This window comes from Streptomyces sp. DvalAA-43, from assembly GCF_900091725.1.
Lineage (GTDB): Bacteria > Actinomycetota > Actinomycetes > Streptomycetales > Streptomycetaceae > Streptomyces > Streptomyces pulveraceus.
Map to the genome: position 1 here is coordinate 1 of NZ_FMBW01000085.1, position 15986 is coordinate 15986.

The window sequence follows — 15986 nt, forward strand, 5'->3', positions numbered from 1 at the left end:
CCCATGTCGGGGCGTCGAGGAGGACGTACAGCTCCCAGGTGCCGTACACGCCTGTTGCCATGCGCGCCTGAGGCAGCATCACGCCACCTCCGCCGGATTGTCGGCACGGTCCGCCAGGACGTACCCGTAGCCGACCAGGTGGATGGTGACACCGTCCACGACGGTGTCGGCGTGCAGCCACATCAGGGGTCCGCCTCCGCACTGCGTCCCCCGGACCACCTGGGCAGGGGCGACGCCCAGGGCGGCACGCCATGCCTCGAACTGACCGAGGCCGTCGTGGATGGACAGCTCCACCCGGGTGTCGTAGATCCTGGAGACCGCCGCGTCGGCGGCCGGCAGGTCAGGGAACCGGTCCGCCAGCGTCGCCAAGACCCTGATCGCAGCAGACATGCGGCCCATCGTCGACACGCTCATGCCGCCACCGCCGAACCGGCCGCGCAGCCCTTCACCAGGCGGACCGTGCGGCGCGGGCGACGGCCGTCCGGACGCCGCTTCAGCGGCAGCGTCCGCAGCAGCGACTCCGCGTAGGCCGCGACCTCCGGGTCACTCTCGCGGAGCTCCGCGAGGACCTCGTGGGCGACGTCCAGCCGCGCTGCCCGCTCCATCGCGGACTCGACGGCCGGACCGGTGAAGAGCTGGACGTCGATGCCGAGTGCCAGCTCGATGAATTCGTTCGCGGTAACGGGTTCGCGACCTGCGACGATGATTTTCATGGGTCGTTTTCTCCTAGCGGTGGGACGGCCCGAAATGCGGCCCCGGTGTCTCACCACCGGGGTCGCGCGCCGTCTGCGGGTGAAGCAGGAAGAGGTGTTCCGGCTCCCCTCAGCCCTGCTCGTCCGCGTCCCGAAAAGGAGCCCGGACGAGCAGGGGAGGCAACCGGCGCAGCCATCGGCTGCGAGGTGGCCTGAGTCCGCGAATCACCGGCTATCCCGGTGCGCTTCAGCGGCAGATCAGGTGGACGCGATGGGCGTCACCGGTCGCGGCGGTCCAGCGCGAGCGGTGCCCAAATTCTTCGAAGGAACATCAGGACTCCGTAGGCCAAAGGGGCAGGGGCGGAGTTCGGTTCTCCTGTTCGCACGGCGCTGCTCGATCCGGGGAGATCCGAGATTCCGGATGTCTGAGGGGGCAGCTTCAAGGTGTGCCGTGCGGTTCTTTCAAGTCGGTGGCGTGTCCCTCATCTGAGGTGTCGGGCCCCGGTGTGACGGGGGCCCCTTCTCGGCCGACTGATCTCCACTCGCCTCGGCCGGTGCTGTCACGGCCGTCGTGCTGCGGTGGATCACGCTGTTGAGTTGGGGCACACCGGACCCGGGCCTTTCGGCTTATCTGGTGCGCACCAATAGATTGACATCTGGTGCGCACCAGATGCAACCCCTCCTTCGGGTTGCGTGTCGGTGTGCTCCTCCAGAGAACGGCCTGAGTTGGGTGTCTCGGTAGCCAACTGGGGTTAACCTCAGGAGGGTTAACCAGCTCTCACCTGGGGCTTTACAGGAGGCGGCGTGGCTAAGGGGTTAAGGGCGATCCGGACCGCGCGAGGTTGGTCGCAGGATCGACTGGTTCACGAGATGCGACGGTTCGCGGAACAACGGCTGCTCGACATCGCCGCGCCGGCCAGTCTCAAGACCTACATCTCTGAGTGGGAGAACGGTCGACGCACCATCACGGATCGATACGCCGCGATCCTTCGGCCGCTCCTAGGCGCCACGGATGCCGAGCTGCGGGGCGAGGCCGAGCCTGCCGAGCCACAGGCGGACGGATACGCGGACTTGTTGAGCCGAATCGACGCGGCGGGCACTCTGAGTGAGTCAATGGTCCCGTCGTTCCTGGCCCAGACCGAGCTGCTTCGCACCATGGATCGGCAGATGGGTGCGACCGGCTTGGTCGACCAGATGAACGGCCACCTGGCGGCCATGGAGGAGGCGCTCACCTTCGCCGTACTGCCGGGGATGCGGAGGCCCATCGCGACAGCACTCGCGGGAGCGTCCACCCTCGCCGCGTGGCAGGCGCTGGACGCCGGTGCCGTGGATCGGGCGTGGCGAAGGTACGAGCTTGCCAAGAAGGCTGCCCAAGACGCTGAGTCCCCGCTCTACCTGGCGCACGCCATGGGCGAGCAGGCGTACGTCCTCGCGGACGCGGGCCGACCTCAGCTGGCAGTCGAGCTCGTGCGAGACGCACAGCGCACCCAGCCCGAGCGGCAATCTCCTCGGCTGCGGGCGTGGCTCGCCGCTGCTGAGGCCGAGCTGTGCGCCGCCGCCGGACCCGAGATGGAGTCGGCAGCGCGGTCGGCACTTGAGAGGGCGACCGCGCTCCTCCCCGATGACGGCGAGACGCGTGACGCCGACATGCTGAGCATCTTCCTCAACAGCGGCCACCTGGCGAGGTGGCGCGGGAACGTCCTCGCCAAGCTCGGCGACCCTTCAGCGATGGAGGAGCTGTACGCGTCGCTCGACGGTGCCGACGAGTCCTTCGTGCGCGCGAACTCCGGCCTGTACTGCGACCTCACCCAGGCGCACCTGGCTCGGGGAGAGCTGGACGACGCGCGGTCGCATCTCCAGAAGGCCAGGCTGCTGGCGAACCGCACGGGCTCCGTGCGGTTCCGCCAGCGGGTGGAACTCCTTACCGGTCGCCTCTAGCTCGGGATGCCAGGATGTGGAGCAGGGCCACGAGCGTGCCCGACCCCATGAGCTTGCCCTCCGACATGAGGCGCGGGATGTCGGCGAGGGGGATCCAGGCAATCTCGCCCGCCTCCTCGGCGTCGGTCGGCTCGCCGACCTTCTCGGCGCCACGGGCTACAAAGATCTCGTGCGGCGAGTCGACCATGCCGATCATCGGCTGGTAGCTCACGACGTGCTCGACAGGGCCGGGACGCCACCCCGTCTCTTCCTCGGTCTCGCGGGCCGCAGTGGTGGCGGCATCCTCGCCCGCGTCCACGATTCCGCCCGGCAGCTCCCAACCCCACTGCTCCGGCACGAAGCGGTAGCGCCACAGCATGAGCACGCGGTCTTGGTCATCGATCACGGCGGTGATGGCCACGCGGAAGAGCCTGACGACGTGATGCTCGAAGCGCTCGACGCCGGGAGGCTCGACGTCTACCAGGTCCAGATTCACCCAGCGGTTCTCGTATACGTGGCGGGAGCCGTGGATCTTCCACGGCTCCATATCCGCCGGCGTCGGAACGCTCTCGCTGCCGAGGATCCGGTAGGAGCTGCGGTCGTGAGCCTTGATGAAGTGCTCGTTCGCCAGACGCGCGAGTACCTGACGCAGCGCGGTACGGCCGATCTCAAGCTCGGCGGTCAGCGTCCGCTCGGACGGCAGCTTGTCGCCGGGGCCGTATCGGCCCGACTCGATCCAGGATCGAATTGTCTCGTAGACCCTCTGCGTCTTGGGTCCCATCCTTTGCGCACTCTCCCGGATCGTCGGCTGGTGGTAGCCAGCGTATCGGGGGAGTAGAGCGGATGACTGGGCCATGTGAACCTCTTCTCCGGGGATCGCCCGGCCTCGGATGCAGGTCGCGAGCGGACAGCGGGTGAAGCCCCGAGAGGGCGCCGTTTCCGGGTCTCGTGGGCCATGTGTGGGCCAGGACCGCCACATTGCGATCTCGGATCGGGGAACGTGCAGGTCAGAGCGGGAACGACCACTGCATGCCAGTCGGTCTTGAAAACCGTCGTGGCAGCGATGTCACCGTGGGTTCAAATCCCACACCCACCGCAGATGAACGGCCCCTGACCAGGCGAATCGGTCGGGGGCTGTTCGCTTGCGGGCTGTCCGCCGATCACCGTGGTTCCCCGTCACGTCCCTGCCCGATCGGGCAGGGAAGCGGCGCGGGCACTTGGGCGGCAGCGGGAGTTCGTACGATGGCGGACGGGGCGGAGCCGTAGCGCAGAGGTCGTCGCGCGCGGTCTCCAAAATTGCGAGGACGCCGGTTCGAATCCGGCCGGCTCCGCCTTCCCGTCCGTCGTACGCGGCTTGTCCGTCGTGCGGTGACCAAGTGCTCGGGTACGGCTTGGTTGCGTTGGACACGCCTATGGCGCTGGGGCGGCGAGGGCCCTATAGCGCTTCGTCTCGGGCCAGGACCGGACCGACCGAGCCCTCGTCGGGATTGATGCCGTCCTCAGGATGCTCGTGGTGCCCGTTCCTGGGTTCGGGATCTGCGAGGCCCCTGAGTCGCTCAGCCAGGTCCGGACGATTCGCCGGTCCTCTCCAGGACCTCACGGGCAAGCGCGTGCCGTCCTGTGCTGTGCCTGTGTGTTGACTGTGCGTGCCCCTCGGTCCCTGCCGCCGACTGTCCTGAATGCCCGCTGTTTCCGGGAGTTGGTCATTCGGTCGGGCGTGGCTGTGGTACGGGGGGTTCCGGACGTACTACGGGCGGGTGCGGAGGCCGTGGTGGGGTGGGGTAAGTCATGTTTATTCGGGGGGAGTTCCCTGACCAGGGGGGTAGGGGCGGCGGGTGGTCGGGGTGGTGGATCGGGACAGTTCGAAACCAGCCAATTGTGCCATCGGTACTGACTGACGGTGATGATGTTTGTCGGATGATGTGGCACCACGCAGCGCTCCCTCCTACTAGATTGTCAAAGCACCACGAGACCGATCATGTTCTGCTCTACATCGTTCATCAGCTGTCATTCGGCAGCCGGTCACTACGAAGAATCCTGGTGAACACCATGTCCCGGCAGGCTGTCGGTCCGCACCACCGCGCACGGCCGTGCTGACAGTGCTGGACGGTCGCGACGTTCGCAGTTGTTCCTGACCTGATCCGGTTGTCCGGGGACCCCCACGTTCCCGGCCGAGAGTTTGAGGCACGTTCTGTGAAGGTTCGTACGAGGCGGTCGGCCACCCTGATCTCCGTGGGACTGGCGGCGGTGCTGTTGGCGGGTTGCGGCTCCGAGGACCAGATCTGGCCATTCGAGAGCAAGGAAAAGATGGTCGTCGGCATGTCCGACGGCATCCTGGCGACGGATCCGGCCGCGGGGTACGACCCGGGATCCTGGCTGCTGTTCAACAACGTCTTCCAGTCGCTGCTGAGTTTCCCGCCCGGGGGTTCCACCCCGGTGCCGGAGGCCGCCGACGAGTGCGGTTTCTCGGACGGCAGCAAGACCTACACCTGCACCCTGCGCGACGGGCTGAAGTTCAGCAACGGCCACAGCCTCACCTCGGCGGACGTCAAGTACTCCTTCGACCGGGCGATCAAGATCAACGACCCGGCGGGCCCCGCCCCCTTGCTCTCCACCATCTCGTCGATCAGCACCCCGGACGACAAGACCGTCGTATTCCGGCTCAAGGTGCCCGACGCGACGTTCCCCAGCAAGATCGCCTCGGGCGCCGGCTCCATCGTGGACCGCCGGGTGTATCCCAAGGACAGCCTGCTCAAGGGCGGCAAGACGGTCGGCTCCGGCCCCTACAAGCTGGAGTCCATAGACAAGTCGCAGGCCGACTTCTCGGTCTACTCCGGCTACCACGGCACCGCCGAGGTGAAGAACGCCGGTGTGACGATGAAGCTCTACCGGGGCAACCAGCAGGAGCTCAAGACCGCGCTGGAGAAGGGCGACGTCGATGTCGCCTACCGCGGTCTCACCGCCAAGACGATCGCCGCCCTGGACACCTCGCCCACCGCGGAGAAGGACGGCATCGACGTGGTGCAGGGGAACAGCGCGGAAGTCCAGCACATGGTCTTCAACGTCGCCGACCCGGTGGTCGGCAAGCTCGCCGTGCGCAAGGCCATCGCCTATCTCGTCGACCGTTACGCCCTGGTCAGCAAGGTCTACCAGTCCACGGCGACACCGCTCTACTCGATCGTCCCGGTCGGGATCACCGGGCACGGCAACTCCTTCTTCAACACCTACGGCGACAGCCCTCAGCCACAGAAGGCGAAGGAGGTCCTGCGGGACGCCGGCATCAGCGACAAGGTGCGGCTCACCCTCTGGTCCACCCCGAGCCGTTACGGCCCCGCCACCGACGACGAACTCCAGACCATCGCCGACCAGCTGAACGAGAGCGGGCTCTTCGACGCCACCATGAGGTCGGTCCCGTTCGGCGAGTACGAGAAGGGCATCGCCGACGGCAAGTACGGCATCTACGTGAAGGGCTGGGTGCCGGACTATCCCGACCCCGACAACTTCACCCAGCCGTTCTTCGGCGAGGGCAATGTCCTGTCGAACAATTACGAGAACAGCGACATAACCAAGCAGATCATCCCGCAGACCTCGTCCATGACCGACCGCTCGAACACCCGGACGCCGTTCATCAAGCTGCAGGACATCGTGGCGCATCAGCTGCCGCTCCTGCCGCTCTGGCAGGGAAAGCAGTACGCGGTCGCCAACGAGAACGTCCGGGGCCTGCAGAACTGCCTGGACACCTCGACCGTCTTCCGGTTCTGGGAGCTCAGCAGCGCGAGTTAGGGCCTTCTTGCCGCCGCGGTCCGCGCGAGGTGCTACGGCATCTCGTACGGGCCGTTTCGCGTTTCGGGGGCGGGATGCGCGGGATGCGCGGGATGCGCGGGATGTGCGCGGTCTGCGGGGCGTCGCCGACCTTGACAGCCGACACGTATCTGACGGACAGTCAGAAACCCTGATCCGTACGCCCGTGTCCGGGAGGCAGCCGCCGTGCACCTCGCCCAGACGGAACGTCAGCGACAGCTGCGCGCCGAACTCCGCACGTACTTCCGCGAGGTGATGCCCGGCAGGGACGCCGGTACGGCCCCGGGGGACGGGGACCCGGCCGGACAGCGGCGCGTGCTGCGCAGGATCGGCGCCGACGGGATGCTCGGACTGGGCTGGCCCGTCGAGTACGGCGGCCAGGGGCGCGGCGCCGACGAGCAGTTCATCTTCTTCGACGAGGCGTACCGGGCGGGCGCGCCCGTCTCGATGGTCACCCTCAACACCGTCGGCCCGACGCTGATGAAGTACGGGACCGACGAGCAGAAGGCGTACTTCCTGCCCAGGATCCTCAGCGGCGAGCTGGTCTTCGCCATCGGCTACAGCGAGCCCGAGGCCGGTACGGACCTCGCCGCGATGCGCACCAGGGCGGTGCGGGAGCGCGGCGGTGCCGCAGGCCCGGACGGTGCCGGGGGTGACGGCCACTGGGTGATCGACGGGCAGAAGATCTTCACCAGCAACGCCCAGAACGCGGACTGGATCTGGCTCGCCTGCCGCACGGATCCGGACGCGCCCAAGCACCAGGGCATCTCGATCGTCCTCGTTCCGACCGACGCCCCCGGCTTCTCCTGGACACCGATCGAGACCGTGGGCGGGCTGACCACGACAGCCACCTATTACGACGGGATCCGGGTGCCCGCCTCCAACCTGGTGGGTCCGGAGAACGGCGGCTGGGGGCTGATCACCAACCAGCTGAACCACGAACGGGTGGCCCTCGCGGCGATCGGGATGCAGGCCGAGGACTTCTACGAGGCGGCGCTCGCCCATGCCCGTACCCCCGACCCGGTGACCGGCGCACGCCCGGCCGACGAGCCGTGGGTACGCGCCCGGCTGGCCGAGGCGTACGCCCGGCTGGCGGCGACGCGCCTGCTCAACTGGCGTCTGGTGGGGGACGTCGGGGCGGGTTCGCCGGCCCCGGGCGAGGCGAGCGGCGTGAAGTTCGCGGGGACCGAGAGCGCCGTCGAGGTGTACCGGATGTGCCAGGAGATCACCGGGGAGGCGGGCACCGTACGGGGCGGTTCGCCCGGATCCTTCGGGGACGGGGAGCTGGAACGGATGAACCGGGCGGCGCAGATCAACACCTTCGGGGGCGGGGTGAGCGAGGTGCAGCGGGAGATCGTCGCGACGATGCGGCTCGGCATGCGGAGGGGCAGGCGGTGACGGCCGTGCGGGAGGGAGAGCAGATGCCCGAGGGGCGGCAGGTGACCGGGGAACCCGACAAGTTGTATGAGCGGCTCAAGGCCTTCGAGGGGCGGGCCGCCGCCACCGCGGGCACCGGCAAGGACCCGGTCAACGAGCCGATGATCAGGCACTGGTGCGAGGCGATGGGGGACACGAACCCGGCGTACTCGGGGCCGGAGGCGATCGCACCGCCGACCATGCTCCAGGCGTGGACGATGGGCGGCCTCTCGGGGCACACCGACCGCTCCGCGGCGTACGAGGAACTCTTCGGCCTGCTCGACGGCGCGGGGTACACCTCGGTGGTCGCCACCGACTGCGAGCAGGAGTACCTGCGGCCGCTGCGGCCCGGGGACCGGATCACGTTCGACGCGGTCATCGAGTCGGTCTCCGAGTGGAAGACCACCAAGCTGGGGACGGGCTACTTCGTCACCACGCGCATGGACGTCCGGGCGGACGGCGTACGCGCCGGGACACACCGCTTCCGGATCCTCAAGTACACACCGGCGGCGCCGAGAAGGCCGGAGCCGAGGAGGACGGGGCCGGAACGGGCGGCGCGCGGCGAAGGGCGGAGGCTGCGCCCGCGACCGGTGATCAACCGGGACAACGCCGGGTTCTGGCAGGGCGTCGCCGAACACCGGCTGCTGATCCAGCGCTGCGGCGACTGCGCCACGCTGCGCTTCCCCTGGCTGCCCGGCTGCAACGCCTGCGGCTGTCAGGAGTGGGACACGGTCGAGGCGAGCGGCGAGGGCACCGTCTTCAGCCATGTGGTGATGCACCACCCGCCCTTCCCGGCCTTCGGCGCCGACGGGGCCGGGGGCCGTACGCGGTGGCGCTGATCGAGCTGGCCGAAGGGGTGCGGATGGTCAGCAACGTCATCGGCGTACCGTACGACAAGGTGCGGACGGGCATGCCGGTGCGGCTGGAATTCCTGCGCACGGACCCCGATCTGGAGCTTCCGGTCTTCCGGGGAGGCGAGGGCTGACATGGATTTCGCACCCACCGAGGAGCAGGCCGCGGCGCAGGGGCTCGCGGCGCGGATCTTCGGCGATCTGTCGACGCCCGAACGCCTGGCCGTGGCCGGCACGGGGACGGACGCCGAGTTGTGGAAGGAGCTCTGCGCGGCCGGACTGACCGCCGCCGTCGAGGAGACCGGGCTGCTCGGCCTGGTGCTCCTGCTGGAGGAGCAGGGGCGCACGACGGCGCAGGTGCCCTTCGCGGCGAGCTGTGTGTACGGGCTGCTGGCCGTCGCCCGGCACGGCAGCGACGAGCAGCGGGAGCGGCTGCTCCCGTCGTTGAGGGACGGCACGGCCGTCGCCACCGGGGCCTTCCCGTCCCGCGGCGGGATCCGGGCCGACGGCGGCGGGCGGCTGAGCGGCGGTGTGCCGTACGTGCCGTGGCTGCGGGACGCGTCCCTCGTCCTCGTCCCGGACCGGGAGCGGCGGCTGTGGATCGTCCGCACCGGCGACCCCGGTGTGCTGACCGAGCCGGTGGAGACCACGGCGCCGTGGTCGGCGGCGCGGCTCGTCCTGGACGGGGCGCCCGCGGAGCGGCTCGGCGGCGCCGGGGCGTACGGGGCGGTGCTGGCCGCGGGCCGGACGGCGTTCGCCGGACTGCAGGCCGGGGTGTGCGCCGGCTCGTTGGCGCGCGCCGTCGCCCATGCGAACACCCGGGAGCAGTTCGGGCGCCCGCTCGCCACCAAACAGGGCGTCCTGCTGCGCGCCGCCGACGCCCATATGGACACCGAGGCGATCCGGGTCACCGCGTACGAGGCCGCCTGGCGCCATGACGCGGGGCTGCCGTACGGGCCCCAGGCGCTGACCGCGGCCTGGTGGGCTTCGGAGGCGGGAAAGCGGGTGGTGCACGCCGGACAGCATCTGCACGGCGGCACCGGCGCGGACCTCGACCACCCCGTGCACCGCCACTTCCTCTGGGGGCGGCAGCTCGACGCCTATCTGGGATGCGGCGGCGAAGTGCTTCAGGAACTCGGTGAGTCGCTGGTGAAGGAGGGCACGGAATGGGTGAAGGAGGGCACGGAGTGAAGGTGAAGGCCGGTGACGCACTGGCGCCGCTGGAGATCGCGGTGACCCGCACCCTGATCGTGGCGGGCGCGATCGCCTCCCGCGACTACCAGGACGTGCACCATGACGCGGAGCTCGCCCGGGAGAAGGGCTCCCCGGACATCTTCATGAACATCCTGACGACCAACGGCCTGGTCGGCAGGTACGTCACCGACCGTCTCGGCCCGTCCGCCGTGCTCCGCAGGGTCGCCATCAGACTGGGCGCGCCCAACTACCCCGGGGACACCATGGTCCTGACCGGCACGGTCACCGCTGTCGCGGACGACGGGACGGCCGAGGTGGCCGTCGTCGGGTCCAACGGCCTCGGCAGGCATGTCACCGGCACGGTGACCGTCGGCGTCGCGGAAGGGGCGGAGTACGTCGTGGAAAGGGCGGAGTACACCGCGGAAGGCACGGAACACGACGCGGAGGGGGCGGCATGAGTGTGCGCAGGGCCGATGCGCTCGGCGGCCGGGCGGCGGTCGTGGGGATCGGCGCCACCGAGTTCTCCAAGGACTCCGGCCGCAGCGAACTGAAGCTGGCCGTCGAAGCGGTACGGGCCGCCCTCGACGACGCCGGGCTGACCCCCGCCGATGTGGACGGCCTGGTCACCTTCACCATGGACACCAGCCCGGAGATCACCGTCGCGCAGGCGGCCGGGATCGGTGAGCTGTCGTTCTTCTCCCGCGTCCACTACGGCGGCGGGGCGGCCTGTGCCACCGTGCAGCAGGCGGCCCTGGCCGTGGCGTGCGGGGTGGCCGACGTCGTCGTCTGCTACCGCGCGTTCAACGAGCGCTCCGGGCGCAGATTCGGGTCCGGTGTGCAGCAGCGGGAGCCCACCGCGGAAGGCGCGGCGCTCGGCTGGAACCTGCCCTTCGGGCTGCTCACCCCGGCTTCCTGGGTCGCCATGGCCGCCCAGCGCTACCTGGACGCCCACGGGCTGACGCCGGACGCCTTCGGTCATGTCGCGGTCACCGACCGGCGCCATGCGGCCAGGAACCCCGCCGCGTACTTCTACGGGAAGCCGATCACCCTGGCCGACCACGCGGCGTCGCGGTGGATCGTCGAACCGCTGCGGCTGCTCGACTGCTGCCAGGAGACCGACGGCGGACAGGCGATCGTCGTCACGAGCGCCGAGCGGGCCCGGGACCTGCGGCGGCCGCCCGCCGTGATCGTGGCCGCCGCGCAGGGCGCCGGGCGGGCGCAGGAGCAGATGACGAGCTTCTACCGCGACGACCTGACCGGCCTGCCGGAGATGGGGGTGGTCGCCCGGCAGCTGTGGCGCAGCTCGGGCCTCGCCCCCTCCGACATCGATGTGGGCATCCTCTACGACCACTTCACCCCGTTCGTCCTGATGCAGCTGGAGGAGTTCGGCTTCTGCGCCCCGGGCGAGGCGGCCGCCTTCGTCGCGGCGGACGCGCTGCCCCTGAACACGCACGGGGGCCAGCTGGGGGAGGCGTATCTGCACGGCATGAACGGCATCGCGGAGGCGGTCCGGCAGATCCGCGGCTCCTCGGTGAACCAGGTCTCCGGGGCGGCCAGGACCCTGGTCACGGCGGGCACCGGCGTGCCCACCTCGGGGCTGATCCTCGGTACGGACGACTGAGAGCCCGTCGGGTGCCCGGCCCCGGGAACGGCGTCCGGGGCCGGGCGGGACCTCAGGGAACGCCCCTGAGCCCCGGGTACGACGACTCCACCTACAGGAGGTGGAGCAGGCCCCACCCCTACACCCTGAGGCGGACCCGGTTTCGGGACCTGGGGCCGATCCCCGGAGCGGCGCCCGCTTCTAGCGTGGAGCCATGACCACGCCAGTCTGTACGGGCAGCTCCGGGGGAGCCGCCGCCACCGGACACACGCCGTACCCGGCCCACCTGTCGCACACCCTGCACGGCCCCGGGCACGGCGCCCACAGCCAGCACGGACCGCAGGGCACGTACGCGCCGCGCACCACACGCACCCCGCGGACCCCGTACGCCCCGTATCCGTCGTTCTCCTCCTTCGTCCGGGCGAGGGGGCCGGTGCTGCTGCGTGCCGCGCGCTCGCTCACCGCCAACCCGAGCGACGCCGAGGACCTGCTGCAGACCGCGCTGACCAAGACGTACGTCGCCTGGGAGCGGATCGAGGACCACCGGGCGCTCGACGGCTATGTCCGCCGGGCCCTGCTGAACACCCGGACCTCGCAGTGGCGCAAGCGCAAGGTCGACGAGTTCGCCTGCGACGAACTGCCCGAGCAGGAGGCCGTCCCGGGGCCCGACCCGGCCGAGCGGCAGTCGCTGCACGACGCGATGTGGCGGGCCGTGCTCAAGCTGCCGGACCGGCAGCGGGCGATGGTGGTCCTGCGTTACTACGAGGACCTGAGCGAGGCCCAGACGGCCGAGGTGCTCGGGGTCTCCGTCGGCACCGTGAAGAGCGCGGTGTCGCGGGCGCTCGGCAAGCTCAGGGAGGACCCGGAGCTCGCTCCGGTGCGGTGACCCCGGGCGGCCGAGGTGCGCCGGCCGACCTGATTTTGCCGAGCGAGACCGATTCGTACTCCCGGAACTAGTGACATACCAAGCGGTATGCGCGCAGAATCGGCGGAACCTTACTGCCGCGTAGCGCCCACCGGGAGGACGCCGTGCTGAGCACCATGCAGGACGTACCGCTGACTGTCACCCGCATCCTCACCCATGGGATGACCATTCACGGGAAGTCACAGGTCACGACCTGGACCGGCGAACCCGAGCCGCAGCGGCGCAGCTTCGCCGAGATCGGCCGGCGGGCGACGCGGCTGGCCAACGCGCTGCGCGACGAGCTCGGCGTCGTCGGCGACCAGCGGGTGGCCACCCTTCTCTGGAACAACGCCGAGCACGTCGAGGCGTACCTCGCGATCCCCTCGATGGGCGCGGTGCTCCACACCCTCAACCTCCGGCTCCCCGCCGAGCAGCTGATCTGGATCGTCGGGCACGCCGACGACAAGGTCGTCATCGTCAACGGCTCCCTGCTTCCGCTGCTCGCACCGCTCCTCCCTCATCTGACCTCGGTCGAGCACGTGGTCGTCACGGGGCCGGGCGACCGCTCGCTCCTGGCCGGGGCGGCGCCCCGGGTGCACGAGTACGAGGAGCTGATAGCCGGCCGCCCGACCCACTACGACTGGCCCGAGCTGGACGAACGCCAGGCCGCCGCCATGTGCTACACCTCCGGCACCACCGGCGACCCCAAGGGTGTCGTCTACTCCCACCGCTCCATCTACCTGCACTCCATGCAGGTCAACATGTCCGAGTCGATGGGTTTGACGGACAAGGACACGACTCTGGTCGTAGTGCCCCAATTCCATGTAAATGCCTGGGGTTTGCCGCACTCCACCTTCATGTCCGGCGTCAACATGCTCATGCCGGACCGTTTCCTCCAGCCCGCCCCGCTCGCCGAGATGATCGAGCGCGAGCGGCCCACCCACGCCGCCGCCGTCCCCACCATCTGGCAGGGACTGCTGGCCGAGGTCACCGCCCGCCCGCGCGACCTCACCTCCATGGCCCGCGTCACCATCGGCGGCGCCGCCTGTCCGCCCTCTCTCATGGAGGCGTACGACAAGCTCGGCGTCCGCCTCTGCCACGCCTGGGGCATGACGGAGACCTCGCCGCTCGGCACGATGGCCAACCCGCCCGCCGGACTGACCGGGGAGGAGGAATGGCCCTACCGCGTCACCCAGGGCCGCTTCCCGGCCGGCGTCGAGGCGCGGCTGGTCGGCCCCGGCGGCGAGCACCTGCCGTGGGACAACGAGTCGGCCGGTGAGCTGGAGGTACGCGGCCCCTGGATCGCCGGGGCCTACTACGGGGGCGCGGACGGCGAGGACCTGCGCCCCGAGGACAAGTTCAGCGAGGACGGCTGGCTGAAGACCGGTGACGTCGGCGTGATCAGCGAGGACGGCTTCCTCACGCTCACCGACCGGGCCAAGGACGTCATCAAGTCCGGCGGCGAGTGGATCTCCAGCGTCGAACTGGAGAACGCCCTGATGGCGCACCCCGATGTGGCCGAGGCGGCGGTCGTCGCCGTCCCGGACGAGCGGTGGGGCGAGCGCCCGCTGGCGACCGTGGTCCTCAGGGACGGCGCGAGCGCCGACTACGAGGCGCTGAAGGACTTCCTCGCCACGTCCGGCATCGCCAAGTGGCAGCTGCCGGAGCGCTGGACGATCATTCCGGCCGTGCCGAAGACCAGCGTCGGCAAGTTCGACAAGAAGGTGATCCGCAGGCAGTACGCGGAGGGCGAGCTGGACATCACCCGGCTCTGACCTGGCCCATGGAACACGCCGGGGGCGGTACGGAACCTCCCGTACCGCCCACGCCGTTGCTCCGTGCCGCCCCGGCGCCGCTCAGTTCGTACCGATCTTCGCGAGCAGATCGACGATGCGCGACTGGACCTCTTCGCTGGTGGACCGCTCGGCCAGGAAGAGAACGGTCTCGCCCGAGCCGAGCTTCGGCAGCTCCGCCCCGCTCATACCGGCGGAGGTGTAGACGACCAGCGGGGTCCGGTTCAACTGGCCGTTGGCGCGCAGCCAGTCGATGATGCCGGCCCGGCGGCGGCGTACCTGCATCAGGTCCATCACCACCAGATTGGGCCGCGTCCGGGTGGCGAGCGACACCGCCTCGCTGTCGGTGGCGGCCCGCGCCACCTGCATGCCGCGGCGCTCCAGGGTCTCCGTCAGCGCCAGCGCGATCTCCTCGTGCTCCTCGATCAACAGCACCCGGGGCGGATGCTGTTCGCTGTCGCGCGGGGCGAGCGCCTTGAGGAGGACGGCGGGGTCGGCACCGTACGCCGCCTCCCGCGAGGCCTGCCCCAGACCGGCCGTCACCAGCACCGGAACCTCCGCCGCCACCGCCGCCTGGCGCAGCGACTGCAGGGCCTTGCGGGTGATGGGCCCGGTCAGCGGATCGACGAAGAGCGCGGCGGGGAACGCCGCGATCTGCGCGTCGACCTCCTCGCGCGAGTGCACGATCACCGGCCGGTAGCCGCGGTCGCTCAGCGCCTGCTGGGTGGAGACATCGGGCGCGGGCCAGACGAGCAGCCGGCGCGGGTTGTCCAGCGGCTCCGGGGGCAGCTCGTCGTCGACCGGCCGTGGCGACGGACGGTTGGCGACCTCGACCGCGCCGCCCGGACCGTCCAGCGGCTCCGGACCCTCGGCGCCCTCGTCGGGCGCTCCTATCGCGTACGCCCGCCCCTCGGCCTCCGGCGCGGAGCGCAGCTGCCCGGGGACGGCCGGGGACGGCGGCGACGGGGTGCGCTCGTCCTCCGGCGGTGCGGCGAGCTTGCGGCGCCGTCCGGCACCGCCGAGCGTCTGGTTCTGCTGGTGCGCGATGTGCTGGGCGAAGGGCACGCCCTGCCCGAGCGTCCGCACGCTGAACGCGCGCCCCTGCGTCGAGTCCGACGCGTCGCCGGGCACCGGGGCCTCCGCGGGCAGCGGCTGCCTGCGCGAGTCCGGCACGGGCGCGAGGCTCTGCGGGTGCTCCTCCGTGCTCTCCGGGGAGCCCGCGACGGCCGTGGTGCCGGTGGCGTGCGTGGTCCCTCCGGCCGTGGACCGCTCCGCACCGTCGCCGGGCGGCTCCTCGGCCCCCTCGCCGGGAACGGCGGGCGCCTCGGGCCGGCCGGGCTGCTGGGCGGCCTCGGCGTGCCGGGCCCGGCGGCGGCCGGTCGGCACGGGATGCGCCTGCGGCGGTGTGTGGTCGTCGCCCGGCGCGACGCGTACGGCGTCATGGCGTCCGGGCAGCGAGGCGTCCGGCTCGGCGGCCGGGGCCGGGGACCGGTCGGCCTCCGCCGGCGGCAGGGCGAACGCGGTACGGGGTCCTGCGGGCTCGGCCCGGTCGGTCCGCTCCTGACCGGCCGAAAGCGCCCGCCGGGCCCGCCGTCCGGTCGGCTGGGCCGCCTGCGGCGATCCGGGCGCGGCGCCGTCACCGGGCCCCTCGGGACCGGCGGCCGGAGCCGGGGCGGACGGCAGGGCCAGCTGGTTCTCGCCGCCCTGACGCGCGCGGTGACCGCCCGGGGGCACCGGGCATCTGCCCCTCGGCCGGAACGCCCTGCGGCGGCACGGTCTGGCCACGCTGCGGGCGGCCGCCGCCCTGCGCGCCCTCGG

At 70.7% G+C, this 15986-nt stretch carries 11 protein-coding genes, 1 tRNA gene and 2 pseudogenes; 10 read left to right on the plus strand and 4 right to left on the minus strand.

Features of this window, described 5'->3' with window-relative positions:
• Window positions 1–78 precede the first annotated feature (78 nt).
• Both GA0115234_RS34515 and GA0115234_RS34520 read right to left on the minus strand, forming a co-directional pair.
• Window positions 79–390, minus strand: a complete 312-nt coding sequence (locus GA0115234_RS34515; RefSeq protein ID WP_141718524.1) for a hypothetical protein — start codon at window positions 388–390, stop codon at window positions 79–81.
• Between the two features lie 20 nt (window positions 391–410).
• On the minus strand, window positions 411–713 hold the full coding sequence (locus GA0115234_RS34520) for a hypothetical protein (RefSeq protein ID WP_093549623.1): 303 nt from the start codon (window positions 711–713) through the stop codon (window positions 411–413).
• A gap of 783 nt (window positions 714–1496) precedes the next feature.
• Here GA0115234_RS34520 and GA0115234_RS34525 point away from each other — a divergent pair.
• A complete protein-coding gene (locus GA0115234_RS34525; protein WP_176729362.1) occupies window positions 1497–2630 on the plus strand; it encodes an XRE family transcriptional regulator in 1134 nt (377 codons plus the stop codon).
• Here GA0115234_RS34525 and GA0115234_RS34530 read toward each other — a convergent pair.
• Window positions 2614–3390, minus strand: coding sequence for an NUDIX domain-containing protein (locus tag GA0115234_RS34530; protein WP_093549639.1), 777 nt, complete (start codon window positions 3388–3390; stop codon window positions 2614–2616). The genes GA0115234_RS34525 and GA0115234_RS34530 overlap by 17 nt on opposite strands.
• Window positions 3391–3865: 475 nt before the next feature.
• Here GA0115234_RS34530 and GA0115234_RS34535 point away from each other — a divergent pair.
• The 9 genes and pseudogenes from GA0115234_RS34535 (at window position 3866) to GA0115234_RS34575 (ending at window position 14150) form a co-directional block, all read left to right on the plus strand.
• Window positions 3866–3940, plus strand: a tRNA-Trp gene (locus GA0115234_RS34535).
• An 862-nt stretch (window positions 3941–4802) separates the two neighbouring features.
• Entirely contained in the window at window positions 4803–6392 is a 1590-nt protein-coding gene (locus GA0115234_RS34540; RefSeq protein WP_093549627.1) for an ABC transporter substrate-binding protein, read from the plus strand.
• 204 nt (window positions 6393–6596) lie between these two features.
• A complete protein-coding gene (locus tag GA0115234_RS34545; RefSeq protein ID WP_093549629.1) occupies window positions 6597–7808 on the plus strand; it encodes an acyl-CoA dehydrogenase family protein in 1212 nt (403 codons plus the stop codon).
• Window positions 7809–7831: 23 nt separating this feature from the next.
• Window positions 7832–8811, plus strand: a pseudogene (locus GA0115234_RS34550) (bifunctional MaoC family dehydratase N-terminal/OB-fold nucleic acid binding domain-containing protein).
• Between the two features lies 1 nt (window position 8812).
• Entirely contained in the window at window positions 8813–9868 is a 1056-nt protein-coding gene (locus GA0115234_RS34555) for an acyl-CoA dehydrogenase family protein (RefSeq protein WP_093549631.1), read from the plus strand.
• 2 nt (window positions 9869–9870) lie between these two features.
• Entirely contained in the window at window positions 9871–10329 is a 459-nt protein-coding gene (locus GA0115234_RS34560) for a MaoC family dehydratase (protein ID WP_256088892.1), read from the plus strand.
• Entirely contained in the window at window positions 10326–11492 is a 1167-nt protein-coding gene (locus GA0115234_RS34565; RefSeq protein WP_093549635.1) for a lipid-transfer protein, read from the plus strand. The genes GA0115234_RS34560 and GA0115234_RS34565 overlap by 4 nt, the downstream gene beginning before the upstream one ends.
• Before the next feature lie 193 nt (window positions 11493–11685).
• A complete protein-coding gene (locus GA0115234_RS34570) occupies window positions 11686–12357 on the plus strand; it encodes a SigE family RNA polymerase sigma factor (RefSeq protein WP_093549641.1) in 672 nt (223 codons plus the stop codon).
• Window positions 12358–12500: 143 nt separating this feature from the next.
• Window positions 12501–14150, plus strand: coding sequence for a long-chain fatty acid--CoA ligase (locus GA0115234_RS34575; protein WP_093549637.1), 1650 nt, complete (start codon window positions 12501–12503; stop codon window positions 14148–14150).
• 81 nt (window positions 14151–14231) lie between these two features.
• Here GA0115234_RS34575 and GA0115234_RS34580 read toward each other — a convergent pair.
• A pseudogene (locus GA0115234_RS34580) lies at window positions 14232–15986 on the minus strand (PAS domain S-box protein); the annotation flags it as partial.

What these genes read in the sequence shown, in the direction of transcription:
- GA0115234_RS34515 (WP_141718524.1), bottom strand. Translation starts at nt 390, where the DNA reads ATGTCTGCTGCGATCAGGGTCTTGGCGACGCTGGCGGACCGGTTCCCT.
- GA0115234_RS34565 (WP_093549635.1), top strand. Translation starts at nt 10,326, where the DNA reads ATGAGTGTGCGCAGGGCCGATGCGCTCGGCGGCCGGGCGGCGGTCGTG.
- GA0115234_RS34530 (WP_093549639.1), bottom strand. Translation starts at nt 3,390, where the DNA reads ATGGGACCCAAGACGCAGAGGGTCTACGAGACAATTCGATCCTGGATC.
- GA0115234_RS34570 (WP_093549641.1), top strand. Translation starts at nt 11,686, where the DNA reads ATGACCACGCCAGTCTGTACGGGCAGCTCCGGGGGAGCCGCCGCCACC.
- GA0115234_RS34520 (WP_093549623.1), bottom strand. Translation starts at nt 713, where the DNA reads ATGAAAATCATCGTCGCAGGTCGCGAACCCGTTACCGCGAACGAATTC.
- GA0115234_RS34555 (WP_093549631.1), top strand. Translation starts at nt 8,813, where the DNA reads ATGGATTTCGCACCCACCGAGGAGCAGGCCGCGGCGCAGGGGCTCGCG.